The 23,906-nt window shown below is 66.5% G+C and carries 20 protein-coding genes; 10 read left to right on the forward strand and 10 right to left on the reverse strand.

Annotated elements, in window-relative coordinates; all coding sequences use genetic code 11:
* Positions 1-31 precede the first annotated feature (31 nt).
* The 3 genes from DB30_RS42835 to DB30_RS25630 all read right to left on the reverse strand — a co-directional run bounded on the left by DB30_RS42835 (position 32) and on the right by DB30_RS25630 (position 1,713).
* On the reverse strand, positions 32-157 hold the full coding sequence (locus tag DB30_RS42835; protein ID WP_276204381.1) for a hypothetical protein: 126 nt from the start codon (positions 155-157) through the stop codon (positions 32-34).
* Between the two features lie 72 nt (positions 158-229).
* Positions 230-622 (reverse strand): hypothetical protein, encoded by a 393-nt coding sequence (locus DB30_RS25625; RefSeq protein WP_052553611.1) that lies wholly within the window; start codon positions 620-622, stop codon positions 230-232.
* A 125-nt stretch (positions 623-747) separates the two neighbouring features.
* Entirely contained in the window at positions 748-1,713 is a 966-nt protein-coding gene (locus tag DB30_RS25630) for an aldo/keto reductase (RefSeq protein WP_052553613.1), read from the reverse strand.
* A 105-nt stretch (positions 1,714-1,818) separates the two neighbouring features.
* On the opposite strand from DB30_RS25630, the gene DB30_RS25635 reads away from it, so the two are divergent.
* On the forward strand, positions 1,819-3,006 hold the full coding sequence (locus tag DB30_RS25635) for a choice-of-anchor L domain-containing protein (RefSeq protein WP_153258404.1): 1,188 nt from the start codon (positions 1,819-1,821) through the stop codon (positions 3,004-3,006).
* On the opposite strand, the gene DB30_RS25640 is transcribed toward DB30_RS25635, so the two are convergent.
* Together DB30_RS25640 and DB30_RS25645 are read right to left on the reverse strand one after the other, a co-directional pair.
* Positions 3,003-3,146 carry a hypothetical protein gene (locus DB30_RS25640; protein ID WP_153258406.1) on the reverse strand — a complete coding sequence of 48 codons (144 nt, stop codon included), beginning with the start codon at positions 3,144-3,146 and terminating at the stop codon, positions 3,003-3,005. The two genes, DB30_RS25635 and DB30_RS25640, sit on opposite strands and share 4 nt — an antisense overlap.
* A gap of 172 nt (positions 3,147-3,318) precedes the next feature.
* Positions 3,319-5,445 carry a tetratricopeptide repeat protein gene (locus tag DB30_RS25645; protein WP_052553618.1) on the reverse strand — a complete coding sequence of 709 codons (2,127 nt, stop codon included), beginning with the start codon at positions 5,443-5,445 and terminating at the stop codon, positions 3,319-3,321.
* A 135-nt stretch (positions 5,446-5,580) separates the two neighbouring features.
* Here DB30_RS25645 and DB30_RS25650 point away from each other — a divergent pair, with 135 nt between their 5' ends.
* Positions 5,581-6,504 (forward strand): hypothetical protein, encoded by a 924-nt coding sequence (locus DB30_RS25650; RefSeq protein ID WP_052553621.1) that lies wholly within the window; start codon positions 5,581-5,583, stop codon positions 6,502-6,504.
* 2 nt (positions 6,505-6,506) lie between these two features.
* Here DB30_RS25650 and DB30_RS25655 read toward each other — a convergent pair whose 3' ends face one another.
* Positions 6,507-8,396 carry a radical SAM protein gene (locus DB30_RS25655; protein ID WP_146660594.1) on the reverse strand — a complete coding sequence of 630 codons (1,890 nt, stop codon included), beginning with the start codon at positions 8,394-8,396 and terminating at the stop codon, positions 6,507-6,509.
* Between the two features lie 190 nt (positions 8,397-8,586).
* On the opposite strand from DB30_RS25655, the gene DB30_RS25660 reads away from it, so the two are divergent.
* On the forward strand, positions 8,587-11,076 hold the full coding sequence (locus DB30_RS25660) for a radical SAM protein (protein WP_052553625.1): 2,490 nt from the start codon (positions 8,587-8,589) through the stop codon (positions 11,074-11,076).
* Between the two features lie 225 nt (positions 11,077-11,301).
* On the opposite strand, the gene DB30_RS25665 is transcribed toward DB30_RS25660, so the two are convergent.
* Positions 11,302-12,231, reverse strand: a complete 930-nt coding sequence (locus DB30_RS25665; protein ID WP_052553629.1) for a radical SAM protein — start codon at positions 12,229-12,231, stop codon at positions 11,302-11,304.
* A gap of 433 nt (positions 12,232-12,664) precedes the next feature.
* Between DB30_RS25665 and DB30_RS25670 the strand changes: the two genes are divergently transcribed.
* On the forward strand, positions 12,665-13,993 hold the full coding sequence (locus DB30_RS25670) for a hypothetical protein (protein WP_052553631.1): 1,329 nt from the start codon (positions 12,665-12,667) through the stop codon (positions 13,991-13,993).
* A 128-nt stretch (positions 13,994-14,121) separates the two neighbouring features.
* Here the strand turns inward: DB30_RS25670 and DB30_RS25675 are convergent, their stop codons facing one another.
* From DB30_RS25675 to DB30_RS25685, 3 genes are all read right to left on the reverse strand, one after another.
* Positions 14,122-15,309 (reverse strand): HEXXH motif domain-containing protein, encoded by a 1,188-nt coding sequence (locus DB30_RS25675; protein ID WP_052553632.1) that lies wholly within the window; start codon positions 15,307-15,309, stop codon positions 14,122-14,124.
* Positions 15,309-16,343 carry a radical SAM protein gene (locus tag DB30_RS25680; protein WP_146660599.1) on the reverse strand — a complete coding sequence of 345 codons (1,035 nt, stop codon included), beginning with the start codon at positions 16,341-16,343 and terminating at the stop codon, positions 15,309-15,311. Before DB30_RS25680 ends, DB30_RS25675 begins: the two co-directional genes overlap by 1 nt.
* 113 nt (positions 16,344-16,456) lie before the next feature.
* Positions 16,457-17,065 (reverse strand): hypothetical protein, encoded by a 609-nt coding sequence (locus DB30_RS25685; RefSeq protein WP_052553637.1) that lies wholly within the window; start codon positions 17,063-17,065, stop codon positions 16,457-16,459.
* 430 nt (positions 17,066-17,495) lie between these two features.
* On the opposite strand from DB30_RS25685, the gene DB30_RS25690 reads away from it, so the two are divergent.
* The 6 genes from DB30_RS25690 to hxsC4 all read left to right on the forward strand — a co-directional run bounded on the left by DB30_RS25690 (position 17,496) and on the right by hxsC4 (position 23,827).
* Entirely contained in the window at positions 17,496-19,403 is a 1,908-nt protein-coding gene (locus DB30_RS25690; RefSeq protein WP_146660601.1) for a radical SAM protein, read from the forward strand.
* 356 nt (positions 19,404-19,759) lie between these two features.
* Complete coding sequence (hxsD, locus tag DB30_RS25695; RefSeq protein ID WP_240480327.1) at positions 19,760-20,221, forward strand: His-Xaa-Ser system protein HxsD; 462 nt, start codon at positions 19,760-19,762, stop codon at positions 20,219-20,221.
* A complete protein-coding gene (locus DB30_RS25700; RefSeq protein WP_052553643.1) occupies positions 20,218-20,436 on the forward strand; it encodes an HxsD-like protein in 219 nt (72 codons plus the stop codon). The genes hxsD and DB30_RS25700 overlap by 4 nt, the downstream gene beginning before the upstream one ends.
* Before the next feature lie 32 nt (positions 20,437-20,468).
* Complete coding sequence (gene hxsB / locus DB30_RS25705) at positions 20,469-22,001, forward strand: His-Xaa-Ser system radical SAM maturase HxsB (RefSeq protein ID WP_052553646.1); 1,533 nt, start codon at positions 20,469-20,471, stop codon at positions 21,999-22,001.
* 260 nt (positions 22,002-22,261) lie between these two features.
* Positions 22,262-22,594 carry a hypothetical protein gene (locus DB30_RS25710; RefSeq protein ID WP_052553647.1) on the forward strand — a complete coding sequence of 111 codons (333 nt, stop codon included), beginning with the start codon at positions 22,262-22,264 and terminating at the stop codon, positions 22,592-22,594.
* Between the two features lie 168 nt (positions 22,595-22,762).
* On the forward strand, positions 22,763-23,827 hold the full coding sequence (gene hxsC4 / locus DB30_RS25715) for a radical SAM protein HxsC4 (protein WP_052553649.1): 1,065 nt from the start codon (positions 22,763-22,765) through the stop codon (positions 23,825-23,827).
* The last annotated feature ends 79 nt before the right edge of the window (positions 23,828-23,906 follow it).

The raw sequence follows: 23,906 nt of genomic DNA on the forward strand, positions 1-23,906 counted from the left end.
GCCTGTGATGGCACGGGTGTTCTAGAGCGCTCTAGGGGTTCGACTTCGTGGTCGCGCTGGGCTTGTCTGCGAATGGGCTGCTCTCGCCGGTCAACCACGCGATCGCGACCAGGACCGAGACGAACAGCAGCGCCATGATCAACCCTCGTGCTCGCACGCCGCGATTGTGCCATGCACCGTTGGTTCGCGCCTCGTCGCCGCGCCAGCTCGCCGAAGCGGTCGCGCAGCGCTAGCTCTGCGGGTCGGCGGGCGGGTCCGCGGGCGGGTCGGGCGTCTCGGTTGGGTCGTCGGACTTGCCGCGGATGATCCCCTGGACCCGATCTTCGAGCCCCCGGCGCGCCTGATTCCGCGCCTCGATCAACGCTTGGATCGCCAAGTTCGCGTCGGCGTCGGCCATGGCCTGGTCGACGGCGAGGTTGGCGAGCGCGGTGATCCGGTCACCCCAGTGCTGCTCGAGGTGCCGCTTGGCCGCGTCCTTCAGCAGCTCGCGGTACGCCTCGCGGACGATCGACTCGGCCTCGTCGAACATCACCGCGTGCAGCTCGAAGTCCAAGAAGCTGGTGTCGGGGCCTCCGTTGCGAGAGCCCTGCGTGCATTGATCGTCCTGCTCGTGCTCACTCATTGCTACCTCTGGGCGCCATCATGGCACGAGGGCGGGAGTGGCGGAAACCACGACTCGCTTGGCCGCGGGAGGGCCGGGACGCGGGGCCGGCAGGGCCGCACTCGCGGCGGGTGTTCACGAGCCGCTCAGACCCGGGTGCGATCCACATGCGGCTGCAGGGCCGCCCAGATCTTCTCGCGTCCGATCAGCTCGAGCGCGCGGACCTGCTCGGCGACCTGCGCGGCCCGCTTGGCCCCGACAATCGCCACGCTCACGCCGGGCTGACGCAGCACCCACCCAACCGCCAGCGCGGCCGGCGGGACGTTCAGCTTGGCGCCAACGAGCCGCAGCGCGGACACCAACCCCTGCGCGCGCGACCACAGGGGCTCGCGGAAGCGCTCGTCGTTGTGGCGCAGATCCGTGCTTGGGAACCGCGGCGCCGCACCAAACTTGCCGGTCAACATCCCCCGGCACAGGGTCTCGTAGGCGAGCATGCCGAGCGCCTGCTCGCCCTCGGGCGCGACCACGTCGCGCAGCGCGAACTCGAATTCTCGGCGCAGCATCGAGTAGGGCGTCTGCAGCGACGCGAGCTCGGGCGCGTAGGCGAGCGCCTGTTGCAGCGGGCGGCTCGCGTAATTGCACAGCCCGAAGTAGCGGATCTTGCCGCCGTCGCGCAGGGCCATCAGGGCCTCGAGGGTGGCCTCGAGCGGCGTGCTGCACTCGCAGGGCCAGTGGACTTGCAACAGGGGGATCGTGTCCAGCCGCAGGCGGCGGAGGATGCACTCGCAGTCCTCGATGATGTGGTCGGGGCTGAGATCGCTGAACGCGTGATCGTTGATCTGGTGGCGCCACCGGACGCCGACCTTGGACGCGATGATCACGTCGTGACGCCGACTCCCGAGCGCCTTGGCGAGCAGCTCCTCGGCGTGGCCGTGACCGTACAGCGGCGCGGTGTCAAACCAGTTGATGCCGTGGTCCACGGCCGCGTGGATGGCCGCTATCGAGCTCTTGTCGTCGACGTCGTCGCCCCACCACTTGCCGCCGATCGCCCAGCAGCCGAACCCGATCGCGGACAGCTGCAGATCGGTGCGGGGCAGCGTCCGGTACTTCATCGGCGCGCATTGTACCCAAAAGTTGCGCACGCGGGCGGTGCGCCTGTCACGATCACGAACAACCCTTGAATCCGTGGCCGTTTGGCGTGACGATCACACCTCATCATGCAGCTTGAATTTTCGCAGCTCAAGTCCTCGCTACGTCAGACGATCCTGACTCCTTTGTGGGCGTGCCTCGTGTTGGCGCCGCTCGGCTGCAGCGATGACACCAGCGGTCGCGACACCGAGACGGGTGTCAACACCGCCAACAACACGAGCAACAACGACACCACTGGCGACGGCGACGGCGACGGTGACTCGGGCGACGGCGACACGGGCGACGGCGACACGGGCGACGGCGATCCAACCGAGGACACCGGGCCGATCCCCGAGCCCAAGTGGGACGTCGGCACGATGCCCGACTCGCCAGACATCTGCCTGGTGCCCAACCACCAGCCGTGTGATCACCTCGACTTCCCCAGCGAAGAGCAGCGGGCATGGCGAGCGCTCGGGCTCAACTGTCCCGGCGAGTTTCAGGCGATCCTAGACTACAACGGCCACTACGACGCGCTCGAGGTGCTCGTCGAAGATCTCGGCACCCACAACCCGCCAACCTACCCGATCCTCGAGGGCGTCAAGATGGTCGCGCTGTCAACCGGCAACGCCCTCGACATCCTGATGCCGGGCAGCGACGGCGACACCACCCTGCCTGGCAACGACCCCGGCGCGCTGCCGGCCCCCATGAATCCCAACGCGGTGGCGGGTGACTGCGTTCAAGATCCGGGGCTGGTCGGCACCGGCGACTGCTCGGGCACGATCGGGCCGCAGTTCATCAACACCGCGGGCGCGTTCGACTACGCCGAGATGCGGTTTAGCATCGACGTCCCCGAGGCCGTCAACGGCTTCGCCTACAACGTCGCGTTCATGTCGTGGGAGTACCCCAACTTCTACGGCTGGGCATACAACGACATCTACATTGCGTGGCTCGAGTCCGAAGAGTGGACCGGCAACATCACCTTCGATGACTTTGGCGCGCCGCTGTCACTCAATGCAGGCTTTCTCGACTTCAAGGACGCCCCCAATGACATCGACTGCCCGCTGCCCTGCTCCGCCCCGGAGCTCGATGGCACCGGCGTAGAGGGGCACGCGGGCACCCGCTGGCTCGAGACCAACACCGGCGTGACGGCGGGCGAGAACATCACGGTGATCTTCGCGATCATGGACATTCAGGACAACATCGTGGATTCCGTCGTGCTGCTCGACAACTTCCGCTGGACGTGCATCGGTGGCACGCCCGGCACGGTCGTCGGTTAGCGATCACTGGCGCGGCGGCCACCCGACACGCGACCTTTTTGCTTGCCGCGAAGGTCGAAGCTGTAGCCCTCACCGTAGATGAGGCACAGGCCGCCGATGATCAGAATGACAACGCTGGAGGTGACTGCGATGAGTGACATGCCGGACTTGACTGCATGTTCTGGACCCACACACAGCGGCACTCACTGGCACAAAATCATCAGCAAAATCAAACGCTTGCTAATAGGCAGCGAGTGTCACACATCGTAGGGCAACCTGTGTTGCCAGCGTACATCTAGAAACTCTCGAATCCTGGATGCTGCGCTGGCCAGCTCAGACCGCCCGCGGACCTTTGTAGTGCGCGAGTGCCTTGAGCAGCATGCGCTTGGCTTGCTCGAGGTGCTCGTGCTCGCGCTCGTGCGGGCCGTGGCCGGAGTGGGGCCACAGCTGGACGAAGCGCATCTTGTGATCGCGGGTCCAGTAGCTGAGCAACCCCGAAGACCGGTTGCCACCCATCATTTTCAGGGCGTGCTCGAGCACCGCGACCTTGACCTCGGTCGCCGGCTCCCAGCCCGCGTCGCCCACGATCGTCACGTCGAGCTCGTAGGCCGCGTCCGACAGCAGACCCGACGCCTGCTCGTCCCGCAGCCGGCGCCACAGCGGCTCGAAGGACTCGAGCATGCCCTTGGCGTGGTAGGCGAGCGCGAGGTTGATCGTCCCGCTCGCGCGCGCCGGGTGCCACTGAACCGACTTCTCGAGCTCGGGGATGGCCTCGTCGAGCATGCCGAGCTTGCGCTTGGCTTCGCCGCGGTACACGTACACCGCGGGTCCCTCGGTGCCATTCATGACGCGGATGCCCTTGGCGTTGATGTCGAGGGTGTACTGGTAGTCGCCGTTGACGAGGCCCAGGGTGGACAGGCCGATGTACGCCCAGCGGGTGCCGCTGACCTCGGCGATCGCCCGCTCGAGGTCGGCCTTGCCGCCTTCATAGTCGCCAAGCCACAGCTTGAGCTCGCCGCGGTGGCAGTAGGTCAGCGACGAGCCGGGGTACTTCTCTACGAGCGGATCGTAGAGCGCCATGCACTCGTCGCCCGGCGCCACGCGCAGCAGCTGCAAGACCCAGCGCGACTCGTGGCGACACCCGGTGCGGGCGTGCAGCCGGGTCAGCTCGCCGTTGACGACGTGGGTCGCGTAGATGCCCCGGTTGCCGCGCAGCGCCGTCATGGCGGCCTCGACCGCGGCGACGATGTCCGCGTCCTTGCGCGAGCTCAGGCATTGTTCGGCGAGCGCGGGGCACAGCTCGCGGATCACGTCGTCAAACTCTTCGGTGCGGCGCGCGGGGATAATGGCGTCGGGCGGGGTCTGCTCGTCGTACGAGACGATCAGGTAGCGCAGCAGCCACGCCACGAACAAGAACCCGCCAGCGTTCATGGTCCCGTTGTGCAGCTGGGCGTGGGCTTCGTCGTAGCGCTGGGTCCGAAGGTACGCCTCGCTCAGCCACACGTGCGCTTGGTACTCCTTCGGGTCGAGCTCGACGGCGCGGCGCAGCGTTGCAATTGCCTCGTCGTAGCGCTTGGCCAGGACCTGCAGCGCGCCCTGCATGCGCACGGCTGGGGCGTATTCGCGGTCGAGCGCGAGCGCCTGCTCGGTGTGGGCGAGCGCTTGCGCGTCGTCGCCTTGCCAGCTGCGCAGCTCGGCCAGCTTGACGTGGTGCTCGGGGTCTTGGGGATCGAGCTCGATCGCGCGGTTCAGGCACGCGAGCGCGGTCTCGAAATCGCTGGCGTCGATCGCCACGCGGGCGCCCTCGATCCGATACGCGAGCTCTTGATCCGCCGGGATGTTGGCCAGCGCCCGCGCGAGCGCGGCCGCGGCCGGCTCGCGCTGATCGAGCTGGGCGTGGAGCCCGGCCGCCTCCATCCACATCCGCGAGGCCTCCGGCGCCAGCTCGAGGGCCCGCAGCGCGTGCTCGAGCGCCTTTTGCCAGTAGCGACCGCGGACGAAGAAGCGCACGGCCTGGGCGTGCCAGGTGGGATCTTCGGGCTCGGCCGCGATCCCGGCCTCGAGCGCGCGGCGAACATCGTGCTCCCAGCCCAAGCTGCCGGCCGCGCCAATGATCTGCTGGTAGGCCCGGTGCGCCGCGTTGGGCGACAGCTTGGCCGCGCTCTCGAACTGGTTGAGGGCGCGCTGATAGTCGCGGGTTGCGTACAACACCATCGCGGCGACCAGCTCGACGACCGGGTTGCCGCGCCCGACCTCGAGCGCCTGGTCGACGTCGGCCCGCGCCGAGCCGTACTGGTGGTCCTGGGCCAAGTAGCAGGCCCGCAGCAGGCGAGGGAGCGCGCTCGGGGCCGCGAGGATCCGCTGGGTCAACGCCGAGTCGTAGCGCTTGGCGTCGAGCTCACCAAGCAGCTGCTCGGTCACCCGGATGTTGCGCCGACGCATCATCGTGTTGGTGTTCACGGGGCGCAGGGTACTATGGGAGCTCGTGGTGCAACGCACCGCGTCGCCTCGCGCAGGAATTTACGCTGGGCCACGCCGATCGAAGGGGGGCCCGCACCAACACCCGAAGGTCGCGCTCTCGTGATAGCCTGGGCCATGAGAAACGGTCAGCTTCGGCGCGCATCATGGACAGCTGGATGGCTCGCGCTGGTCTCGCTCGGCGCCTGCACCAGTGACCCCGAGGTCCACACGTGCGTGGTCCAAGAAGATTGCCCGGCGTCGCTTTCTTGTCTGCAGCAGGTCTGCGAGTCGATCGCGCTGCCGCAGGTCACGCTGCTCAACCCCGAAGACGATCAGGTCTACCCGTGGAACGGAGATGGAAGCGCGCACACCGAGCTGCTCACGATCGTGGCCGCTGATCTGGTGCTGCGCCCGAAGGCCGAGTCCAGCGCGCGGGTTGTGGGTGACGGCTACCTGGTCGTGTTCGTTGACGAGGTCGAGGTCGCGACGATCGACTCTGGCGATCTCCAGGCGGGGGTTCAGGTCGAGGTCAGCTTCGACGACACGCCGGGTGTCCATCGCCTGCGTGTCCAGGCCAGGCTCAACGACGGCACCGACTACGACAATGGCGAAGGCTCCGCCCGCAGCCTGCTCTGGGTTGACGACGGACGCGAGCATGTCGCGCTGCGCCAGCCGTGGCCCGGCGACGCCTTCTCACTCGACAGCCAGCTCATCGACGCCGAAGTCGTCGCGATGCCAGGGGGCGCCGTCACGATCGCGCCGCCCTCCACTGAACAGCAGATCGGCCACGTGCACTACGACGCGGAGCCGTTTGATCTGTGCTTGATGGAGCCGCAATGCGTCGTTGGATACAACGGGGTCGTTCCCAGCAATGAGGATGCGTTCGGGCCGGTGCTATTGCCTAGGTCGGAGGCGGGCATGGTCGCCCTGACGGTGCTGGTCACGCACCACTATCACACGCCGTACTTCTATGACGACGAGATGGGGATCGAGCGGCAGGTGTACTCGTCGATCCAGATCGAGCGCACCGACACCGTGGTCACACCACCCCGGCCGTGAAGTCAGCCTTCAACCGGCTGCATCAGCGCGAACCCGTGCGCGCGGATGTAGCTGATGTGCATGCCCCGGCAGTCCTGCGTGTAGATGCAGGTCTTGCAGCGCAGCGACTTCCGCCAGTAGCGATCCATGATGTAGCGCTTGATGTAGCGGAAGATCTCGAGCTTCCCCTGCAGGTTCATCATGCTGGTGTCGAGCTGCTCACGCCGCGTGCGAGCCGGCCGACCGATCACGCAGCTGGGTACGTCGTCGACCGGGACCGCGTGCTGGAACTGCGAGAAGAACACCGGCAGATCCAAGTCGAGCTCGCCGGACTCGGTCTGGCGCTCGTAGGTCGGCTGGCGCAGGGCCAAGCGCGCGGGCGCCTGCTCGCGGGCGGCGACCTCGAGCAGCCACGGCTCGACGTGCTTCGACAGCTCCACGCAGACCTCGAAGTCGGCGTCGACGGCCAACATCGCCTCGGCGTCGGCCGCCGTCCGCACGATCACGCGGGTGACCTGCTTGCCAAACAGGGTGGGGGACTTCGCCAGCGCCTCGGCGACGCCAGCGTAGTTCTGCAGCTGTAGCTCGAGCTGCGTGGTCCCAGCGAACAGTGAATCGATCCGCGCGGCGTCGGCCTGGGCGTGCTCGAGATCCGGCGACACCAACCACAGCGACACCGCGCCCGCGCGCTCGATCTGGGTTGGCAGCGGCGGGTACTCGGGCTTTTTGTAGGCGCTGCCCGGACCCACCCCGAGCAGCGGCAGCCGCAGCTTGCGGTGCTCGACCTGGTCCTGCGGGATCCCAAACGCCGCCGCCGCGGCCTCCGATGCGATCTGGCTGCCGTCGCCCTCGGCCTCGGCCAGCATCTCGACCATCTTGCGCCGGGTCTTGCTGCGCTCGGCCGAGGCCGGGTCGCCGCCAAACACCGCGCCTTGGGCCGCGTCCCACTCCGTGTCGTAGCGGATCACCTCGAACTTCGACTCCGCCACGGTCGCGCGCACGTCCTCGAGCTCGTCACAGATCGGCTCGAGGTAGCAGTGCGAGCAGCGGTGCGGGTTGCGACAGTCCAGCGGCACGCCGTGGTCGATCAGCAGCTCGTACTCTTCTTTGCGCCCGCGGATCTCGTCGTTGAGCTTGTAGGGATCCTGGATCAGGTTCTCGTAGCCCTCGAGGTGTGGGACCGGGAACCGGTTGAGCCAGATGTGCATGTTGGGGCGCTTCGAGTACTCGAAGGCCTTCAACAGGTACGGCCGCATCTCTTCGAGGTCGTAGAACAGCGTCTCTTTGCCCTCGGTGTAGGCATTGCCGAACGGGATCACGTGCAGGAGGTCGTACTCGTAGACCCCCATGTTGGTGAACTTCTCGAGCAGATCCGGGAGCGTCTTGACGTTGCCCCGGTTCACGCACACGTCGATGTTGACGATCACCCGGCCGTCGTCGAGCGCGTTTTGAAGCCCGCGGACCTCTTGCTCGAACGCGCCCTTGCTGCCGACCAGCGCGTCGTGGATCCGGGCGTTGACGCCGTGGATCGAGAAGGTGATCTCGCCAAGGCCCGCGTCGATGCTGCGGGTGATGAACTCTTTGTAGCCAAACAGCCGCCCGTTGGTGACGGTCTGGATCTTTTTATAGCCAGCGAGCCGCCCAAGCTTCACGAACTGCACGAAGTCCGGGTGGATCGTTGGCTCGCCGCCCGAGAGGATCAGCCGCTCGGCGCCCTTGCGGCGACCGTCGAGGATCTGGGCCTTGACCTCTTCGCGCGAGCGGTTGGTGCCGTTGTGCGTGTGGGCGTCGAGGCAGAACACGCAGTGGTCGTTGCAGTCGAAGGTCAGCCGCACCCAGTTGCGCTTCTGATGCGCGGCGTCTTCTTTTTCAACTTCCTTGAGAGCCTGGGATTGCGCAGTTCCGCCGTCCATCGCCGGCATCATACTCGGCCCCGCGTGCTGGCGTCGAAGCGTCGGCGGCGTGCGCGAGCGCCGAACCCCCGCGCATGCACCAGGCGCGAAGGTCGGGCCGCGGGTGACCCTCACCACTTGGCGCACGCGCGTGAGGTTGACGAAGTTGCAGCCCAGGGCCCGAGTGCGTGGCGTGATATGCTGCGCGACGATGGGGGAACCCCGCGTCCTGGTTATCCACCCGCCCGTCAGCGTCGCGCGGGACTTCATCGACTATCCGTATTTCGCCGATCTTGGCGCGGTGCAGCTGGCCGCCGTGCTCGAGCATGATCGTGGCCGAGCGCATGTCGAGCTGGTCGACAGCTTCGCGCTCCCGGGCGCGCAGCTGCGGTGGCGCGAGGACGGTCGCGCGCACCTGGGCGTCGAGGTTGATCAGGCGCTCGCGCAGGTGCTCAGGCTCGCGGCGGACCAGGACTTCGCGGCGATCGTGGTCGCGTACACCGTGTTTCATCGGCCGCCGCATCGCGATGATGTGCTCGCGGCGGTGCTCGAGGGCCTGCGCGCGCGGTTTGAGACTGCGCCGATCCTGCTCGCCGATTGCTACCAGTCGGGCCAGCACTACATCGAGTTCCCGGGTGACGCGGTGCTCGCCAGCTACCCAGAGGTCGACGCCTACATTAAGTACGAGGCCGAGGTCACCGTGCCGCAGCTGCTCGCCAGCTACTTGGTTGACATGGTTGACATGGCTGACGCCGACCCTACCCGCCCGCGCGGGAGTCATCGCGGGGCCTCGCCCAAGCTCGACGAGCTGCCGTTCCCGGCCTGGGATCGCGTGGATCTGGCCGCCTACGATCAGTTCAAGCACAGCGTCGTCGCCGAGCTCGGGCGGCCGGTGTGGACCTTCCCGATCGACGGTCGCACGATGCCGTTGGTCACCAGCCGCGGCTGCCCGTTCACCTGCATTCACTGCTCGAGCAACCCCGAAGCTCGCAAGCCGTGGGTTACGGATGACTCCTCGGGCGCGCAAGCCGAGCAGCCCCGCGAGCCCAAAGTGCAGCGCCGCTACTCGCCCGAGCGCCTGCGCGAGTACCTGCGCTTCCTCGCCTCGCTCGGGGCCACGCGCCTCGAGGTCAGCGATGAGCTCATCAACGTCAACGAGCGGCACTTCGACGTGTTCCTCGAAGAGGTCGTCGCGCTGGATCTGAAGTTCGACTGCCCCAACGGCATGCGCGCGGACTACCTGCTGCCGCGTCACCTCGAGCAGATGCGCGGGCGCGTCAACATGCTCAGCGTCAGCGCGGAGTCCGGGGTCCAGCGGGTCGTGACGGAGGTCGTCAAGAAGCGCTTGGATCTGCGCGCGGTCGAGGACGCGGCCAAGCACGCCGACGAGGCCGGGGTGCCGCTCATGATCCATTATATGATCGGCCTGCCCGGCGAGAGCGCAGAGGAGATCAACGGCACGCTCGGGTTTGCGCTGCGCTTGTGGGACGAATTCCACGCGTGGCCGGCGGTCCAGTACGCGACCCCGCTGCCCGGCACCGAGCTGGCCGCGATCGCGCAAGAACGCAGCGGTCACAAGCTTCCGGTGATCCCAAACATCGAAGACTGGGGCCCGTATTTTCAGACCGCGCCCTCGAACTCGACCGGCGATGGGGTTGATCAAGCCACGCTCGAGAGCTTCATGTGGACGTTCCAACAGCGCTTGAACGCCTCGCAGGGGGCCAAGAAGCTGATCATGAACGTCACCTACGTGTGCAACAACCACTGCACCTTCTGTGCGGTCGGTACGCGCACGCAGCTCGACGGCCACCCCACGCGCCAGCGCGAGAAGCTGCTCGAGTACCGCAAGCAGGGCGTGGTCATGGTCGACTTCGACGGCGGCGAGCCCACCCTCAACCCCGAGCTGATCCCGCTGATCAAGTCGGCGCGGGCGATGGGCTACCAGCGCGTCAACGTGACCACCAACGGTCGCCGCTGCGTCTATGACAAGTACGCTTCGTCGCTGGTCAACTCTGGGCTGACGACGCTGCTGTTCTCGGTCCACGGCCACGACGCCCGCACCCACGCGCAGCAAGTTGGCGTCGCCGAGGCGTTCCAGCAGACCACCGACGGGATCCGCAACTGCCTGCGCTACGCCCCCAAGGGCGTGGAGCTGGGCATGAACATCACGGTCACCAAGGGCAACCACGACAAGGTCGACCTGCTCGCGCAGCTGTGCTGGGACCTGGGCCTGCGGTGGATGAACATCCAGTTCCTCACGCCCTTTGGTCGCGCGACCAGCTGGGTCGCCCCCGACACCCAAAAGGCGGCCGACAACGCGGTCGCGGTGATGGACGCGTGGGCCGGCAAGATCCGGTTTCAGGTCATCAACCTGCCGTTTTGCTTCATGCCCAAGCACCGCGATCTGATGCAGGGCGACCTCGCCAAGCTCGAGCGGCACATGGTGTTCGTCAACAACGAGACCGTGAACCTGGCCGAGTATCTGGCCGAGCGGCGGGTCCGCAAGCCGGTGTGCAAGACCTGTCCGCACGCGTGTTTTTGTGGTGGCTTCTATGAGCTCGATCAGGTCCCCGAGCCGCCGTGGTTGATCTCCGCCGACGACCTGGTCCGCCCGCTCAATGATCCGCGCCGCCACGAGTCGGTGCCAGCCGGCTTCTCGGACCGCGTCAAGAAACGCCTACGCGACGAAGGCGTGATGTAGTTTAGACCCCCACACACGCCTTCGCACTTCGCGGTCACTCGCTTCGCTCGCTCCCAAGGGGCCGTTTGTTCGCCCTCGTATGTGTGGCCCCCTCGAAGGGGGCTCTCGTCTGGGCATCTACGGCCACCGGATGGCGCTCCATCCGAATCGCGCTTCGGCGGGGGTGTGTGGGGGCCCTAACAGGGCTACCAGGGCCCGCCAAAAGAAACCCAAAGGGGCCTAAACTCAAGGCCTGATTGGGAGGCGGACGACGCCGGGGATCGTGGGGGCTTGGCCTCGGGCCGTGGCGATCTCGGTGTCGCCGAAGCGCTGTAGGTAATCGTCTCGCACGCCCGGACAGATCGCTTCGAACTGACAGCCTGCGCAGGCTGGGACGTGGTTTCGGCCGGCGAGGCGGCTGTCTTCGAGCTCGAAGGTGGCGTCGGGGGTGACGACGAGGACCCGCATCGAGCCGGGATCCCACGCGTGCGTCCAGTCTTCGCCAAGCAGGCAGCGGGGGATGTGCAGCGAGGAGATCTGCAGGCCGCGCTCGCGCCCGATCGCCAGCGCGCGGCGGACGAAGGGCATGGTCGTCGTCATTGCTGGCAGGCTCTCGACGCGGGCGGCGTTGCCGTCGGTCAGCGAGACGTACCAGAGGTGAACCTCCTCGACCCCGCGCGCGGCGATCCACTCGATCGCGTCGGGCAGGCGCCGGTAGGTGTCGGTCTTGATGATCACGTCCACGACCACGTGGCGACCCGAAGCCACGACGTTGCGCAAGCCCTGCTCCATCAGCGCGTAGGCGCCGTCACGCTGGACCAAGGCGTCGTAGGCCGTCGCGTCGTGGGTGTGGATCGAGATGTGAAAGCGCGTGACTCCAGCGTTGACCAGACGCGCGACGTTGGCCTCGGAGAACAGCAGGCCGTTGCTCTGAACCTTGATGTCTTCGAACCCGAGCTGGCGCGCGGCCTTGATCAGCGCGACCAGATCCGTGCGGATCGTCGGCTCGCCACCCGTGAACGCGATGCGGTCGTAGGCCTGGCTGCGACCGCGTCGCATCGCCGCGACCACGGCCTTGGGGGCGAGCGCTCGCTCGCGCATGGTCGGCGTGATCGTGCAGTAGTCGCAGGCGAGGTTGCAGTCGTAACCAAGGATCACGTCGAGGAGGCCGGGCATGCGCGCACCTTGCTTGTCCCATGCTTTGCGAGCGGTTTGGATCTCGGCCGATCTGCGGTCCGAGGGATCGACTGCCACGACTGACGACATGTGAGATCTCGGACCGCCAGATGTGGCGCGCGCAGAGCGAGGCTGCGCGGGTTGCTCACCGACCGGTCTGTGACTTGGTGGTTGGCCACGACCGACGGTCGGTGAGCGCGTCGTCGCTCGCCGCAGCCGAGGCGTGTGCGCGGTTGTAGATGTGGTCTGATTATCTCACAGGGCGGGTCTGCGTCGCCGTATAGGCGCGAACCCGCGAGTTCATGACCCGACAGCGTGAACAGCGCTATCGGAGCGACTCGGGCGTGGGATTCGATCGAGAATCGCGACCTATCAGCGCCGACTTTCTGGTATGAGTAGAACCGGCCCTTCGGCTTAACTGGACGTCCACGCCATGGTTTCTCGCACGCTCCCCACTAGCCTCATCCTCTCCCTCGCACTGGTTGGCACCGCCTGTAACGACGACGTCACTGCGGATGCGACGACGACGTTCAGCACTTCGGCGTCGACGAGCTCCGACACGGGCGACACCGCCGACGAGACGGCTGACAGCTCGATGGGCGATGGCGATGGCGATGGCGACACCAATAGCGGTGATGGTGACGGCGACCCTGGCGACGGTGACGGCGATGGCGACGGTGATGGCGACGGCGACGGGGACGGCGACGGTGACGGCGACGGCGAGTGCCTCGACCTCGACCAGGACGGCTTCGGCAACAACTGCCCAATGGGCACGGATTGCGACGACAGCGACTTCAATAACCACACCGTCGACGGTTGCGCGAACTGTGCAGACAACGACGGCGACGGCTACTGGGTCGGCTGCGACACCTTCGACGAGAACAAGCCCGGGCCAGACTGCGACGACGCTGACTTCAACGTCTTCACGCCCAATGGCTGCGCCAACTGTACCGACAACGACAACGACGGCGTCTGGGTTGGCTGCGATCAGTACGGCCCCATGAAGCCGGGCCCCGACTGCGACGATGGCAACGCCAACGTCGGTCTCGACGACGCAGAAGAGATCTGCAACGGCTTGGCAGAGAACTGCGCTGGCGAGGTCGACAACGCGCCACCCAGCGAGATGTGCCCGCCGATGGGCGTCGTCGCGCCAAACGTCGCGCCGCAGGGCGGGTGGTGCTGCGATCCGCCAGCTCCGGGTCAAGACGGCTGCAAGATCTGTGGCTGCGTGGAGCAGTACTACGATCTCGACGAAGTCGTGAACAACGGCTGTGAGTGCCAAGGCACCTCGCGGACCAGCAGCCTCGCGGCCTGCTCCAACGCACCGCAAGGCTACCTCGGCGCAATCGGTGAGAGCGAGCAGCTGCAGAACGCGGTGATCGGCACCATCCCGCAGATCGACAACCTCATCGGCAACGGTCGCGAGGACTGGTACTCGGTCGACTTCGAGGAGAACGACGCCATTGGCATCCGGCCCAACACTGGCAGCATTCGGGTCAGCTTCGCGCTGAACGAGGGCAACGACTACCGCTTCGAGGTGTTCCGCTCGTGCCAGGGTGTGGCCTTTGCTGGCAGCCTGGCGACCCAGTATGGGGTCGGCGCTCCTCCAAGCCGCGAGTGGTGGTTCTTCGACAACCACGCCGCCCCGGCGCCGCAGAACGACGTGGCGTGGCCGAGCAAGGTGTACATCCGGGTGTTCCGGGTTCAGAACGACAAGACCTGCAACCACTACCAGCTGGCGGTTCAGCGCGTCGACAACTAGTCCGACGCCAACCACCGACAAAAGGGCCCCTCTCGAGGGGCCCTCTTTTTTGGCTCGGGGTTTTGGCTCGGGGCCTTTGGTTCGGGCGAGGCCCGCCCCGTCGGGGCTCCGTCCAGCTCAGTGGGTGTTCACCACGGATGCGCGTCCCAGCGACGCAGCTCGTCGAGCAACCCACGGCCGATCTCGGTTGGTTGGCCATGCTCGAGCAACACGCTCGCGCCCTCATGGTTGCCCTTGATGATCTGCGCGTAGCGGCGCTCGAAGTCGGGCCGGCCCGTACCTTCATGACCGGCCTCGCGCATCAGCTGATACAGACGCGCGACGGGAACGAAGGCATGGACCGCCAGCAGCACCCCCTGCAGTGGACGCGGGTCGGGACGAACCGGGGAGCCGTAGAGCGGGTGGAAGGCGTTGTGTAGCAGCGGATCGAGCTCGAGCTGGGCGTGCAGCTTGTTGTGCTGGAACTCGTGGATTGTCGCCTCGACCATGGTCATCAGCTGCGGGTGCAAGGTCATGTAGACCGTGCCGATCACCTCTTGATACGAGGCCGAGAGGTGCGTGTGTTCGTCGTAGCCAACCGGGACGATCTGATGCAGGTAGAGATCGATCTCGCCGCGCAGCGCGGGCATGTAGCGGCCGATCAGATCGAGCGCGCTGGCCAGCGTGTCAGCCCACGCCTTGGCCGGGCGGCCGCCAAGGTCCAGGCTGTTGCCGGCCTTGTCGGGGTGGGCCTCGGACATTGCGAGGGGGTTGTTGTCGACGCAGGCCAGCGACAGCTGATCGGTGATCTTCACGAACGCAGCCTCGTCGCTCGCGGCCTGCTCGAGCGCGATCGTTGTCCGGCCGGCGGGCCCGATCAACACCAGCTCGTGGTTGCGAAACTCGGCGCGCTCGATCTGCGGGGGGATCGTGACGACCCGGCGAGCCGGCAGGCTCACGATCCGCGCGGGCAGGCGCCGCTGCGAGACCGGTTGGCTCAGGGCGCCCGCAAGCGCGAGGTCGGTGTGAATGGTTGCGAGCAGCTCGGCGACCCCAGCCGAGAAGTCGAGCTCGGGGGCGCGCCGTCGCAGGCAACGAAGCAAGCCAGAGACCGTAGGTGATCGCAGCACGCTGGCCACGGCGCCAGGGGACTCGGACAACAAGCGCTTGAGGGTGGGCTTGAACGCGCGCAGCTCGGGATCCGGGGCCGCGGTCAGCCGCATCAGATCCTGCATCGCCTTGCGGATCGAGCCCGACAGCGCGTCGCGGGCGGTGGTCGAGCCAGGCTCGGGGATCGTCAGATCACGCGGCGCGAGCTTGGGCGTGGACGATGTCATCAGGGCACGGGATCGGTGGGGCCGCTGTCGTTCGGGAGCACGGGCAGCCGCAGTGACTTCTTGGTCTCGCCGCCAGCCTCATCACCAGCTTGGGGGCTGACGGGTGTACGCAATTGCGGAGGCCGCTCGACGAGCTCGCCAACACCCACGAACATTCGCATGAGCTTCTGGCGGCCGTGATCGAAGGGGCTGATCGGCCGCGCCGGTCCGGGCCGCAGCTCGCTCCCGCCAAACACCTCGAGGTAAGCCGGATCGACCCCAGCACAGCGCGGCTTCGCGGGACATTGGGCGCACGCGGCCGCGTAGACACCCGGCGGTGAGCCGGCCTCGGCTGGCAGCGCGGCCGCGGCGAACGGCCCAAGCGAACACAGCGGGGCGCCACGGATCCAGGCCGAGAGCGCGTGGCGTCGGGCTTGTTCGAGGGCGTGCAGCGCCCAGGGCATGGCCATGCCAAAGCGCGGAACGATCCGCGCGAACCCATCGGCGGCGCGGCCGTAGGGGCGAACCGGTTGCAGCAACCACGCCGAGACACCGCGACGCTTGAGCATCGGGGGCATCTTGGGCAGCTCACGAAGATTCGAGCGGGTCACGATCGTGGTGACGACCACGCTGAGGTTTGCCCGCTGCCCACGCGCGAGGAGCTCGAGACAGTTGGCGAAGCTCCCCGGGCGACCCGTGTGAAAGTCGTGGGCTTCGGCGCTGGGGCCGTGGATCGACAGGTGGAGATCCGTCAGGCCCGCTTCTACGAGCGCGGTGAACAGGCCCGGTTGGGTGGCCAGCGCCCAGCCGTTGGTCTGCAGTCCAACGGCGCTGAAGCCGAGCGCGCGCGCCGTCTCGATCGCGCCGGGCAGGCGAGCATCGAGGGCCGGTTCGCCACCGACGAAGCTCAGCTCGTCGTGGTGCTCGCGCAGCTGCACGAGCTGCTGTTCACCGATCTCGACCGCGTCAGCGCGACCGTCTTGCCCGCAGAAGACACATGCGTTGTCGCAGGCGAAGCTCAGTCGGACGATGGCCCTGGACGCTGAAGACGGCACTTGTCGAGATACAAACGGCGAGCCGAGGCCCGCCGTGGATGGTTGCCGAGCGAGGCCCGGCGTTGTGTTGTTCGAGCGGGGAGGAGGGCCCTCCCGCTTGGGGGCGGCTCAGCTTACCCGAGGATGCCGTAGTTGCCGAACGGATGCTGGCGCTCGCGCTGGGCGAAGGTCATCAGCTCGGGGAGCGGCGCGCCGCTTCGCTCGGTCCGCGAGATGTGGTGCGCGAGCACCTTGACACCACGCGCCTGCCACTCGTCCGTGGACTTGGAGCCGTTGCCGCTGTTGGCGATGAACAGGCTGAAGTGCTTGGTGTCCGCGAGGCCCGCTGCGCTCGCGTCACGCCGGAGCATGTCGACCTGGAAGGCGTCGCCCTTGGGCGTGCGCATGACCACCGCGATCGCGCCGAGCCGCGGCGCTTGAACCTTCTCGATTGACCAGTTGCCCATGTCGAGGCCGGCCGGGATCAAGGCCTCCACCATTGCGAGCTCGCGCGCCGTCGCGGCGTCGTACTCGATCTGTTGGACGGCCTCCTGCGCGGTCACGGTGTCCGCGGCAGGCTGTGCACCGGCAGCGCCGACGTCGGCAGCCGAGCCAGCGGCGCGGGCCGTGCCCACTCCGACCAGGGCAATGCCAGCGACAGCCGTCGTGATACCGGCGAGGGTGCAGAGGGCCTGACGACGGCCGATCAAGTTACGCTCAAAGGTCGATTGCTCGTACGTCATGGGACTCCAGCGGAATCGACGCTAGCCCGGCATGGCCCTCCGCGTCAAGCAAAGTTCATGGGCGGGACCTCGAATTTCGAGCGGCACGAGCGGGCCCCGACCATTGGGTAGTTCGGGTGTTTGCGTGGGGTGCGAGCGGCCTTCGAGTGGGAGGACCGTCGGTCGGCGTGGTCGCCCCACCAGTGGGCGTAGCGTGGTCTTTGGGGTCGCGCGGCGATGCCTCTGTGATCAGTGAGTTCGCAGCTCGCGGTCAGTTCGCGCTGATCCCACGCGTCGTCCTTCGTCAGCTTGCCCATCGTTCGAATCAGCGCAGGGCGGGGGTTCCTGGTGCATGCGGGGGACCGCGGGGATCGCCCCGGCCGCGCGCTGAGCGATCGCTCCAAGAACGCGACCCACTGAGCCCCGGCTCCCTCCGCTACACTGCGCGGACGTGAGTAGCCCAGGCCAAGCGAGCGAGCGCGAACGGACGCGTGCGTTGGGAGTGTTGCCGGGATCTCGAAGCGGCACGAAAGCGCTGATCAAGGTCGGCTACGCGTGCAACGAGCACTGCTCGTTTTGCCACACGCTCGAGGTCCGTCACATCCAAGGATCGACCGCGGAGGTCGACCACAAGATTCGCCGCGCCGCCGAGCTCGGTCACGAGATGGTCGTGCTCTCGGGTGGCGAGCCAACCATCCGGCCCGAGCTGGTTCACTGGGCCTCGCTGACCGCGTCGCTGGGCCTCGACTTTGGGTTGGTCACCAACGGGCAGATGCTGGCGTATCCCGAGCTGGTCGAAAAATTGATCGCTCGGCGGCTGCGCTATGTGTACCTGTCGCTCCATGGTGGGACCCGCAAGATCCACAACCTCATGGTCCGCAGCGACGCGTTCGATTCGGCCTACAAGGCGGTCGAGCAGCTGTCTGGCCGCGGCCTCGACTTCGCTGTCAATTGCGTGGTCACCCGCCACAACGTCGAGCACCTGATCGGGCTCGTCGACGCGCTGCTTCCGTACCCCGACGTCGGGGTCAAGTTCTCGATGGTCGAGCCCAAGGGCGGCGGCGACAAGCTGTTCGACCACCTGATGCCGCGGGTCGAGCTGGTCGCCGAGCGCGTGATGCAGGCGATCGAGTACGGCGATCGTCGGGTCGCCGCGCTCGGCCAGTCCGGGCCAAGCTTCAGTCATGGGGCGATCCCGCTGTGTCTAATGCCGGGCTACGAAGATCGCTTCGACGATCTCAAGACCCACGCGTATCGAACCATGATCGAGGTCGGCGAGCCCGACTTCTTCCCGGTCGACGACCTCAACAAGACCCACGCCACGCCGTGCCACGCGTGCGCGCTGCGGGGCCCGTGTCCAGGGCTCTACAAGGGCTACCACGAGGTCTACGGCGCGACCGAGGTCCACCCGCACCGGGATCGCCCGCGCTCGAATTCGTACAACTACAAGCTCGAGAAGCTGGTCAGCGTCGGGTTCGAAGGCTCGACTCACACCGAGTGTCCGCTCGTCAATGGCCTCGGGGTGACACCCTGGGATCGCGGTCGTGATCTGTTCGTCCGCAACGGCAAGCGCGTCGCCAGGTTCCGGGCCGAGAGCCGCGACTTCTCCGACCAAGAGATCATCGAGATCAAGCACGACCTCGGTCAGCTGTACCTCGATGTCTCGACCAAGCCCGCGCCCGACGACTTCGCCCGCGACCTCGTGCAGCTGGTCCGCAGCCCGCTGTGTGACGGCTGTCCCAGCTTTGGCGCGTGCACCGGGATGTTCGAGCCGCTGTTCGAGGACGTGTTCACCCGCGATGACACCAAGGTCCGCGAGGTGCTCGCGCAGCTCCGCGGCGAGATCCTGGATCTTGGCTGCGGCGAGGGCCCCTACGAGGACATCCTCGCGCCGCTCGCAACCGCCGGGACGATCAACTACCTGGGCGTAGATCCCCACGCGGGTGCGATCGCAGCGCTGCGCGAGCGGTGGCCGTGGGCGCAGCTGCGCCAGACCGGTGGTGAGGAGCTCGAGCTCGAGCCCGAGCGTCGCTTCGATCACGTGTTGATCCTGCGCGCTTGGAACCACCTGCGCGAGCCGGACAAGATCCTCGCCGAGCTGCTGCCGCGCATCCGCGCGGGCGGAACGCTGACGATCGTCGACAACGTCGCGTTTGGCCTGGCCCGGACCCGCGACCAGACCCAGCGTGCGGAGCGGTCTCGAGCCGCGTTCGAGCACTATCGCAACGACAGCTCCAACGACGCTGCGCGGGTGCTCGAGCCGTTTATGGAGCGCTTTGGCCTGGCGGTGATCGCTCGCCACGAGGTCGGTCCGCACGCGAGCAACCAGTGGCTGCTGCGCGTTCGAGTGGATGGCTAGTGGCTTCTCGCCCGCTTGCGGACACCCATGTGGACTGGTTCACCCTGGGCAGCGAACTGTTTTCAGCTCGGGCGAGGGCTTCTCGCCCGCTTGCGGACGCTTTCGTAGACGGGTGCACCCTGGGCAGCGAACTGTTTTCAGCTCGGGCGAGGGCTTGCGGACACCCATGTGGACTGGTTCACCCTGGGCAGCGAACTTTTGCCGAACTCCAGAGACATGCGACGGGTCGGCTGTTACCCTCGCCCGCGAACTTTTGACCCCGACGGGTAGTTCAGATGAGCAGCGAAAATCAGATTTCATTCACAGACATCCCCGACGCCATCGCCTCCGCCTCCGGTACGGATCGCTCGGTGAGCATGACGGTCGACAGCGAGCTGTATCCGCTGCAGGCCGTGTACGGGGCGTCTTACATCTTCATCGATCGCTGCTACGTGTTCATCGATCGTCCCGCGCCCGGCAGCTATCGGATCACCTTGTCGGCCAAACAGTCTGTCGAAGAGGCCGAAGCCCTGCGCCAGCTCGTTGGCGAGTTCGCCAACGAGCTGCTGTCGTGCACGTGGCGGCACCAGGTCACCCAGGACAACCGGGTGGCGATCGAGACCGTGACCGTCCAGGCGATCGCCGGGGCCATGGGTGAGCCCTCGCTCGACGATCTCGCCGACTTCGACTTCACCGACGAGGCGCTCGACGATCCGCTTGGCATCGCGCAGTCGTGGGAAGAGAAGCACGGACGGCCCAGCCCCGACGCCAAGGCCAAGACCGCCAGTGAGCCTGGGGCCGACGAAGCCAAGGCCGACGCCGAGGAGGCCTCGGCGTGACCGAGCTTCGCTTTGCGCGCGACGTCTACGCAGGCGAGGCCGTCGACGAGGCGGTCAAGACCTGGAGCCGCTTCGCCGACTTTGCGCTGACCGAGACCGAGGCGCACTGGGTCGTGCAAGTCACCCCCAAGCACGAGGCCGCCGCCCGCCAGATCATCGGTGAGTTCGGCAATTTCGTCCTGGGCCTGACCGTCGACCGCGGCGGCGTCAGCTGAACTCCCCCCCAAAAAACCAAACGAGTGATGACATGAAGCCGATCAACCTCGCCGAGATCAAACCCCGCCCTGGTACTCAGGCATTCTTTCGCTGGCGCCAGATCGGCGACGACGCGATCCTGATCACCAACCTCGAGGGCAACTGGCTGATCCTCACCGTCGAGGAGTTCACGCAGTTCGCCCGCGGCGAGTCCACGCCCGACTCGCCGCTGCACGAGCGCCTGCTCGACAAGAACTTCCTGCGCAGCAACTACGACGTCCAGGCCGCCTCCGAGCGGGTCAAGGCGCGCAAGTACTTCGTCCACGGCGGGCCGCTGCTGCATGTCATGGTCGTCACGCTGCGCTGCAACGAGACCTGCGTGTACTGCCATGCCTCGCGCGCCAACATGGACGAGGTCGACACCGACATGTCGATCGAGACCGCGCGCAAGGCCGTGGATCTGGCGCTGTCGAGCACCAACGGGTTCATCACGATCGAGTTCCAGGGCGGCGAGCCGCTCGTCAACTTCCCAGTCGTCAAAGAGATCATCGAGTACGCGACCGAGCGCAACAAAGAGATCCAAAAGCGCCTCGAGTTCACGATGGTCTCGAACTTCGCGCTGCTGACCGAAGAGAAGCTGCAGTACCTGCTGGCCAACAAGGTCCAGCTGTGCACCAGCATCGACGGGCCAGAGGAGCTGCACAACGCCCAGCGCAAGCTGCCGGTCAGCCACAACGCGTTCCAGGCCGCGGCCGGCTGGATCAAGCGGGTCAACGAGGCCTACATCGAGATCGGCCTCGACCCGACGCTCTATCACGTAGAGGCCCTGCTCACGACGACCAAGGCCACGCTCGGAAAGTGGAAAGAGGTCGTCGACACCTACGTCGGGCTGGGTTGCAAGACCATCTTCTTGCGGCCCGTCGATCCCTTCGGCTTCGCCGAGCGGGCGCGGCTGCGGCTCGAGTACCCGCGCGGCGAGTACCTCGAGTTCTATCGCAAGTCCGTCGACTACATGATCGAGCTCAACAAGCAGGGCGTCGAGATCCTCGAGCGCTACGCGGCGATCTTCCTGACCAAGATGCTGCGCGGCGAGGACCCCAACTTCCTCGACAACCGCAACCCGGCCGGCGCCGGGATCGGCCAGCTCGCGTACAGCTACGACGGCAAGGTCTACAGCTGCGACGAGGGCCGCATGCTCGCGGCCACCCAGGATCAGACCTTCTGTCTGGGCGACGTCGACACCCCGTATCGCAAGATCGTCGGACACGAGACGATCCGCGCGATGGTGATCGCCACCAACCTCGATCAGCAGCCGGATTGCGTAAACTGCGCCTACAACCCGTACTGCGGAACGAACGCGGCCTACAACTACAAGGCCCAGGGCTCGGTGTTTGGGCGCATGCGCGATAACAACGTGTGCGCCGTTCACAAGGGTATCCAGGATTACCTGTTCGAGAAGTTGGCTGAGAACGACCCCGAGGTCATGGCCATCTTCGAGCGCTGGACCACGATTCGGCCGCGCGAGCACTTCGTTCAGGATCCAGGACAGACCCCCGCCCTCGAGGCCGCGGAAGCGGAAGTCTGACTGTCCCAACCGCTCACGTGAGCCGCGCAACTGCGGCTATCCCGGCGCCCAAGTGGGCGCCGTTGGCTTGTCGCCGACCAGGCCCGCGCTGAAAACACTGTCGGTTGGGGGATCGGCCCGACCGGCGACAGGTGCGACGCTCTTGCGACTTCGTCCAAAAATCTGTGCGCCAGGTCCCGATCAAATCACGACAAGGGCCCACCGCTCGTGATAGTGTTCGAGCGCATCCTTCAGTCTAACTCCTGAAGAGGTCCCTAAAAATGGCAAACGATCCGAAGAACCCCGTCGAGCTCGAGCTTCCCGTGTTTGGGCGCAAAGCCAGCCCTCTGCTCAACTCGGAACAGCGCGAGATCTCTGACAACGCGGTCGCCTTCGCTGACACCTCGCGCTCGGTCGCGATGTTCGAGGCACCCGGCGATCCTGGCCACGGTTCGCACGGCTCGCACGGCAGCCACGGCTCGCACGGCAGCCACGGCTCGCACGGTTCGCACGGCAGCCACGGCAGCCACGGTTCGCACGGCTCGCACGGCAGCCACGGCTCGCACGGTTCGCACGGCAGCCACGGCAGCCACGGTTCCCACGGCAGCTGGTGAGGCCGCTGCCCCAGCGAGACGCCCGAGCTGAAACCAGCTCGCTGCCCAAGGTGAACCAGTCTACGAGTGTGTTCGCAAGCGGGCGAGAAGCCCTCGCCCGAGCTGAAAACAACAGGCGGATGCAGGTACCTGTGTCCGCCTTTGGCTTGGTTTTGAGGTTCAACGTCCATGCTCGATCAACCAGCCCATACGCAGTCTGAAGCGGCGGAGCCGAGCTCCGAAGAGACCGTTGCCCAGCGGATCTCCAGTCGCGCCGCGCGGGTTCACATCCTCACGGGTGCGGTCTGCAACAACAACTGCGTGTTCTGCATGGAAGAGGATCGCGAGCAGCGCTACGTGACCAACTCGCAGACCACCGACGAGACCGTCACGTGGATCTTGAGTCAGCACGAGCAGTTCGAAGAGGTCTGCTTCACCTCGGGCGAGCCCACCACCAACCCGCGGCTGCACCATTGGGTGAAGATGGCCAAGGACGCGGGCGCGCGCTGCATCTCGATGATGACCAACGGCCGCGCGCTGAGCCACGAGAAGTTCGCTCGGCGGCTCATGGCCTTGGGCATGAACCGCTTCTACATCTCGATCCACGGCCACACCAAGAAGCTCCACGAGGGCCTCACCCGCACGCCCGACTGCTTCGAGCAGACCGTTGGCGGGCTCGACATGATCGCCAGCTTCAAGCGCTACGGGATCGAGCTGCACACCAGCACGGTGATCACCCGGCGCAACCTCCCGCACATGGGCGAGATCTATCGCTTCTTGCGCTCACACGGCGTCGACCAGGTCGTCTTCAACATCATGCAGGCGAACGGGCGGGCCGACACGTACTTCGACCTGCTGTTTCCGACCTACTTGGAGATCGCCGCCGTCGCGCGCGAGTTCCTGGCCGAGCAAGGCAAGCGCGAGGATCCGATCAACGCAGTGTTGGTCGACATCCCGCTGTGCACGACCGAGGGCATGCCCGACGTGAACCGCGGGTACGTCGAAGCGTACGTCCACTACGAGCACGAGGACACGCACGGGCTGCTGAGCCAGGAGATCCTGGGCGAGCGAACCGGCGGCAAAGCTGGCGAGCTCGTGCAGATTCGGCGCAGTGATCTCGACGAGAGCGCCCGGCACAAGCGGGCGGAGTGCAAGACCTGCAAGTACGACAGCGTCTGCGAGGGCGTGTGGGGCAACTACCTGCGCCGACGCGGGTGGGACGAGTTCGTGCCGATCCCTGCTGCAGGTAGCTGAGCCCAGGCGCTGCGCCCAGGAGCTGAGCCCAGGAGCTGAGCCCAGGAGCTGAGCCCAGTAGCTGAGCCCAACTCCTGAG

The organism is Enhygromyxa salina, from assembly GCF_000737335.2.
GTDB classification, from domain to species: domain Bacteria; phylum Myxococcota_A; class Polyangia; order Nannocystales; family Nannocystaceae; genus Plesiocystis; species Plesiocystis salina_C.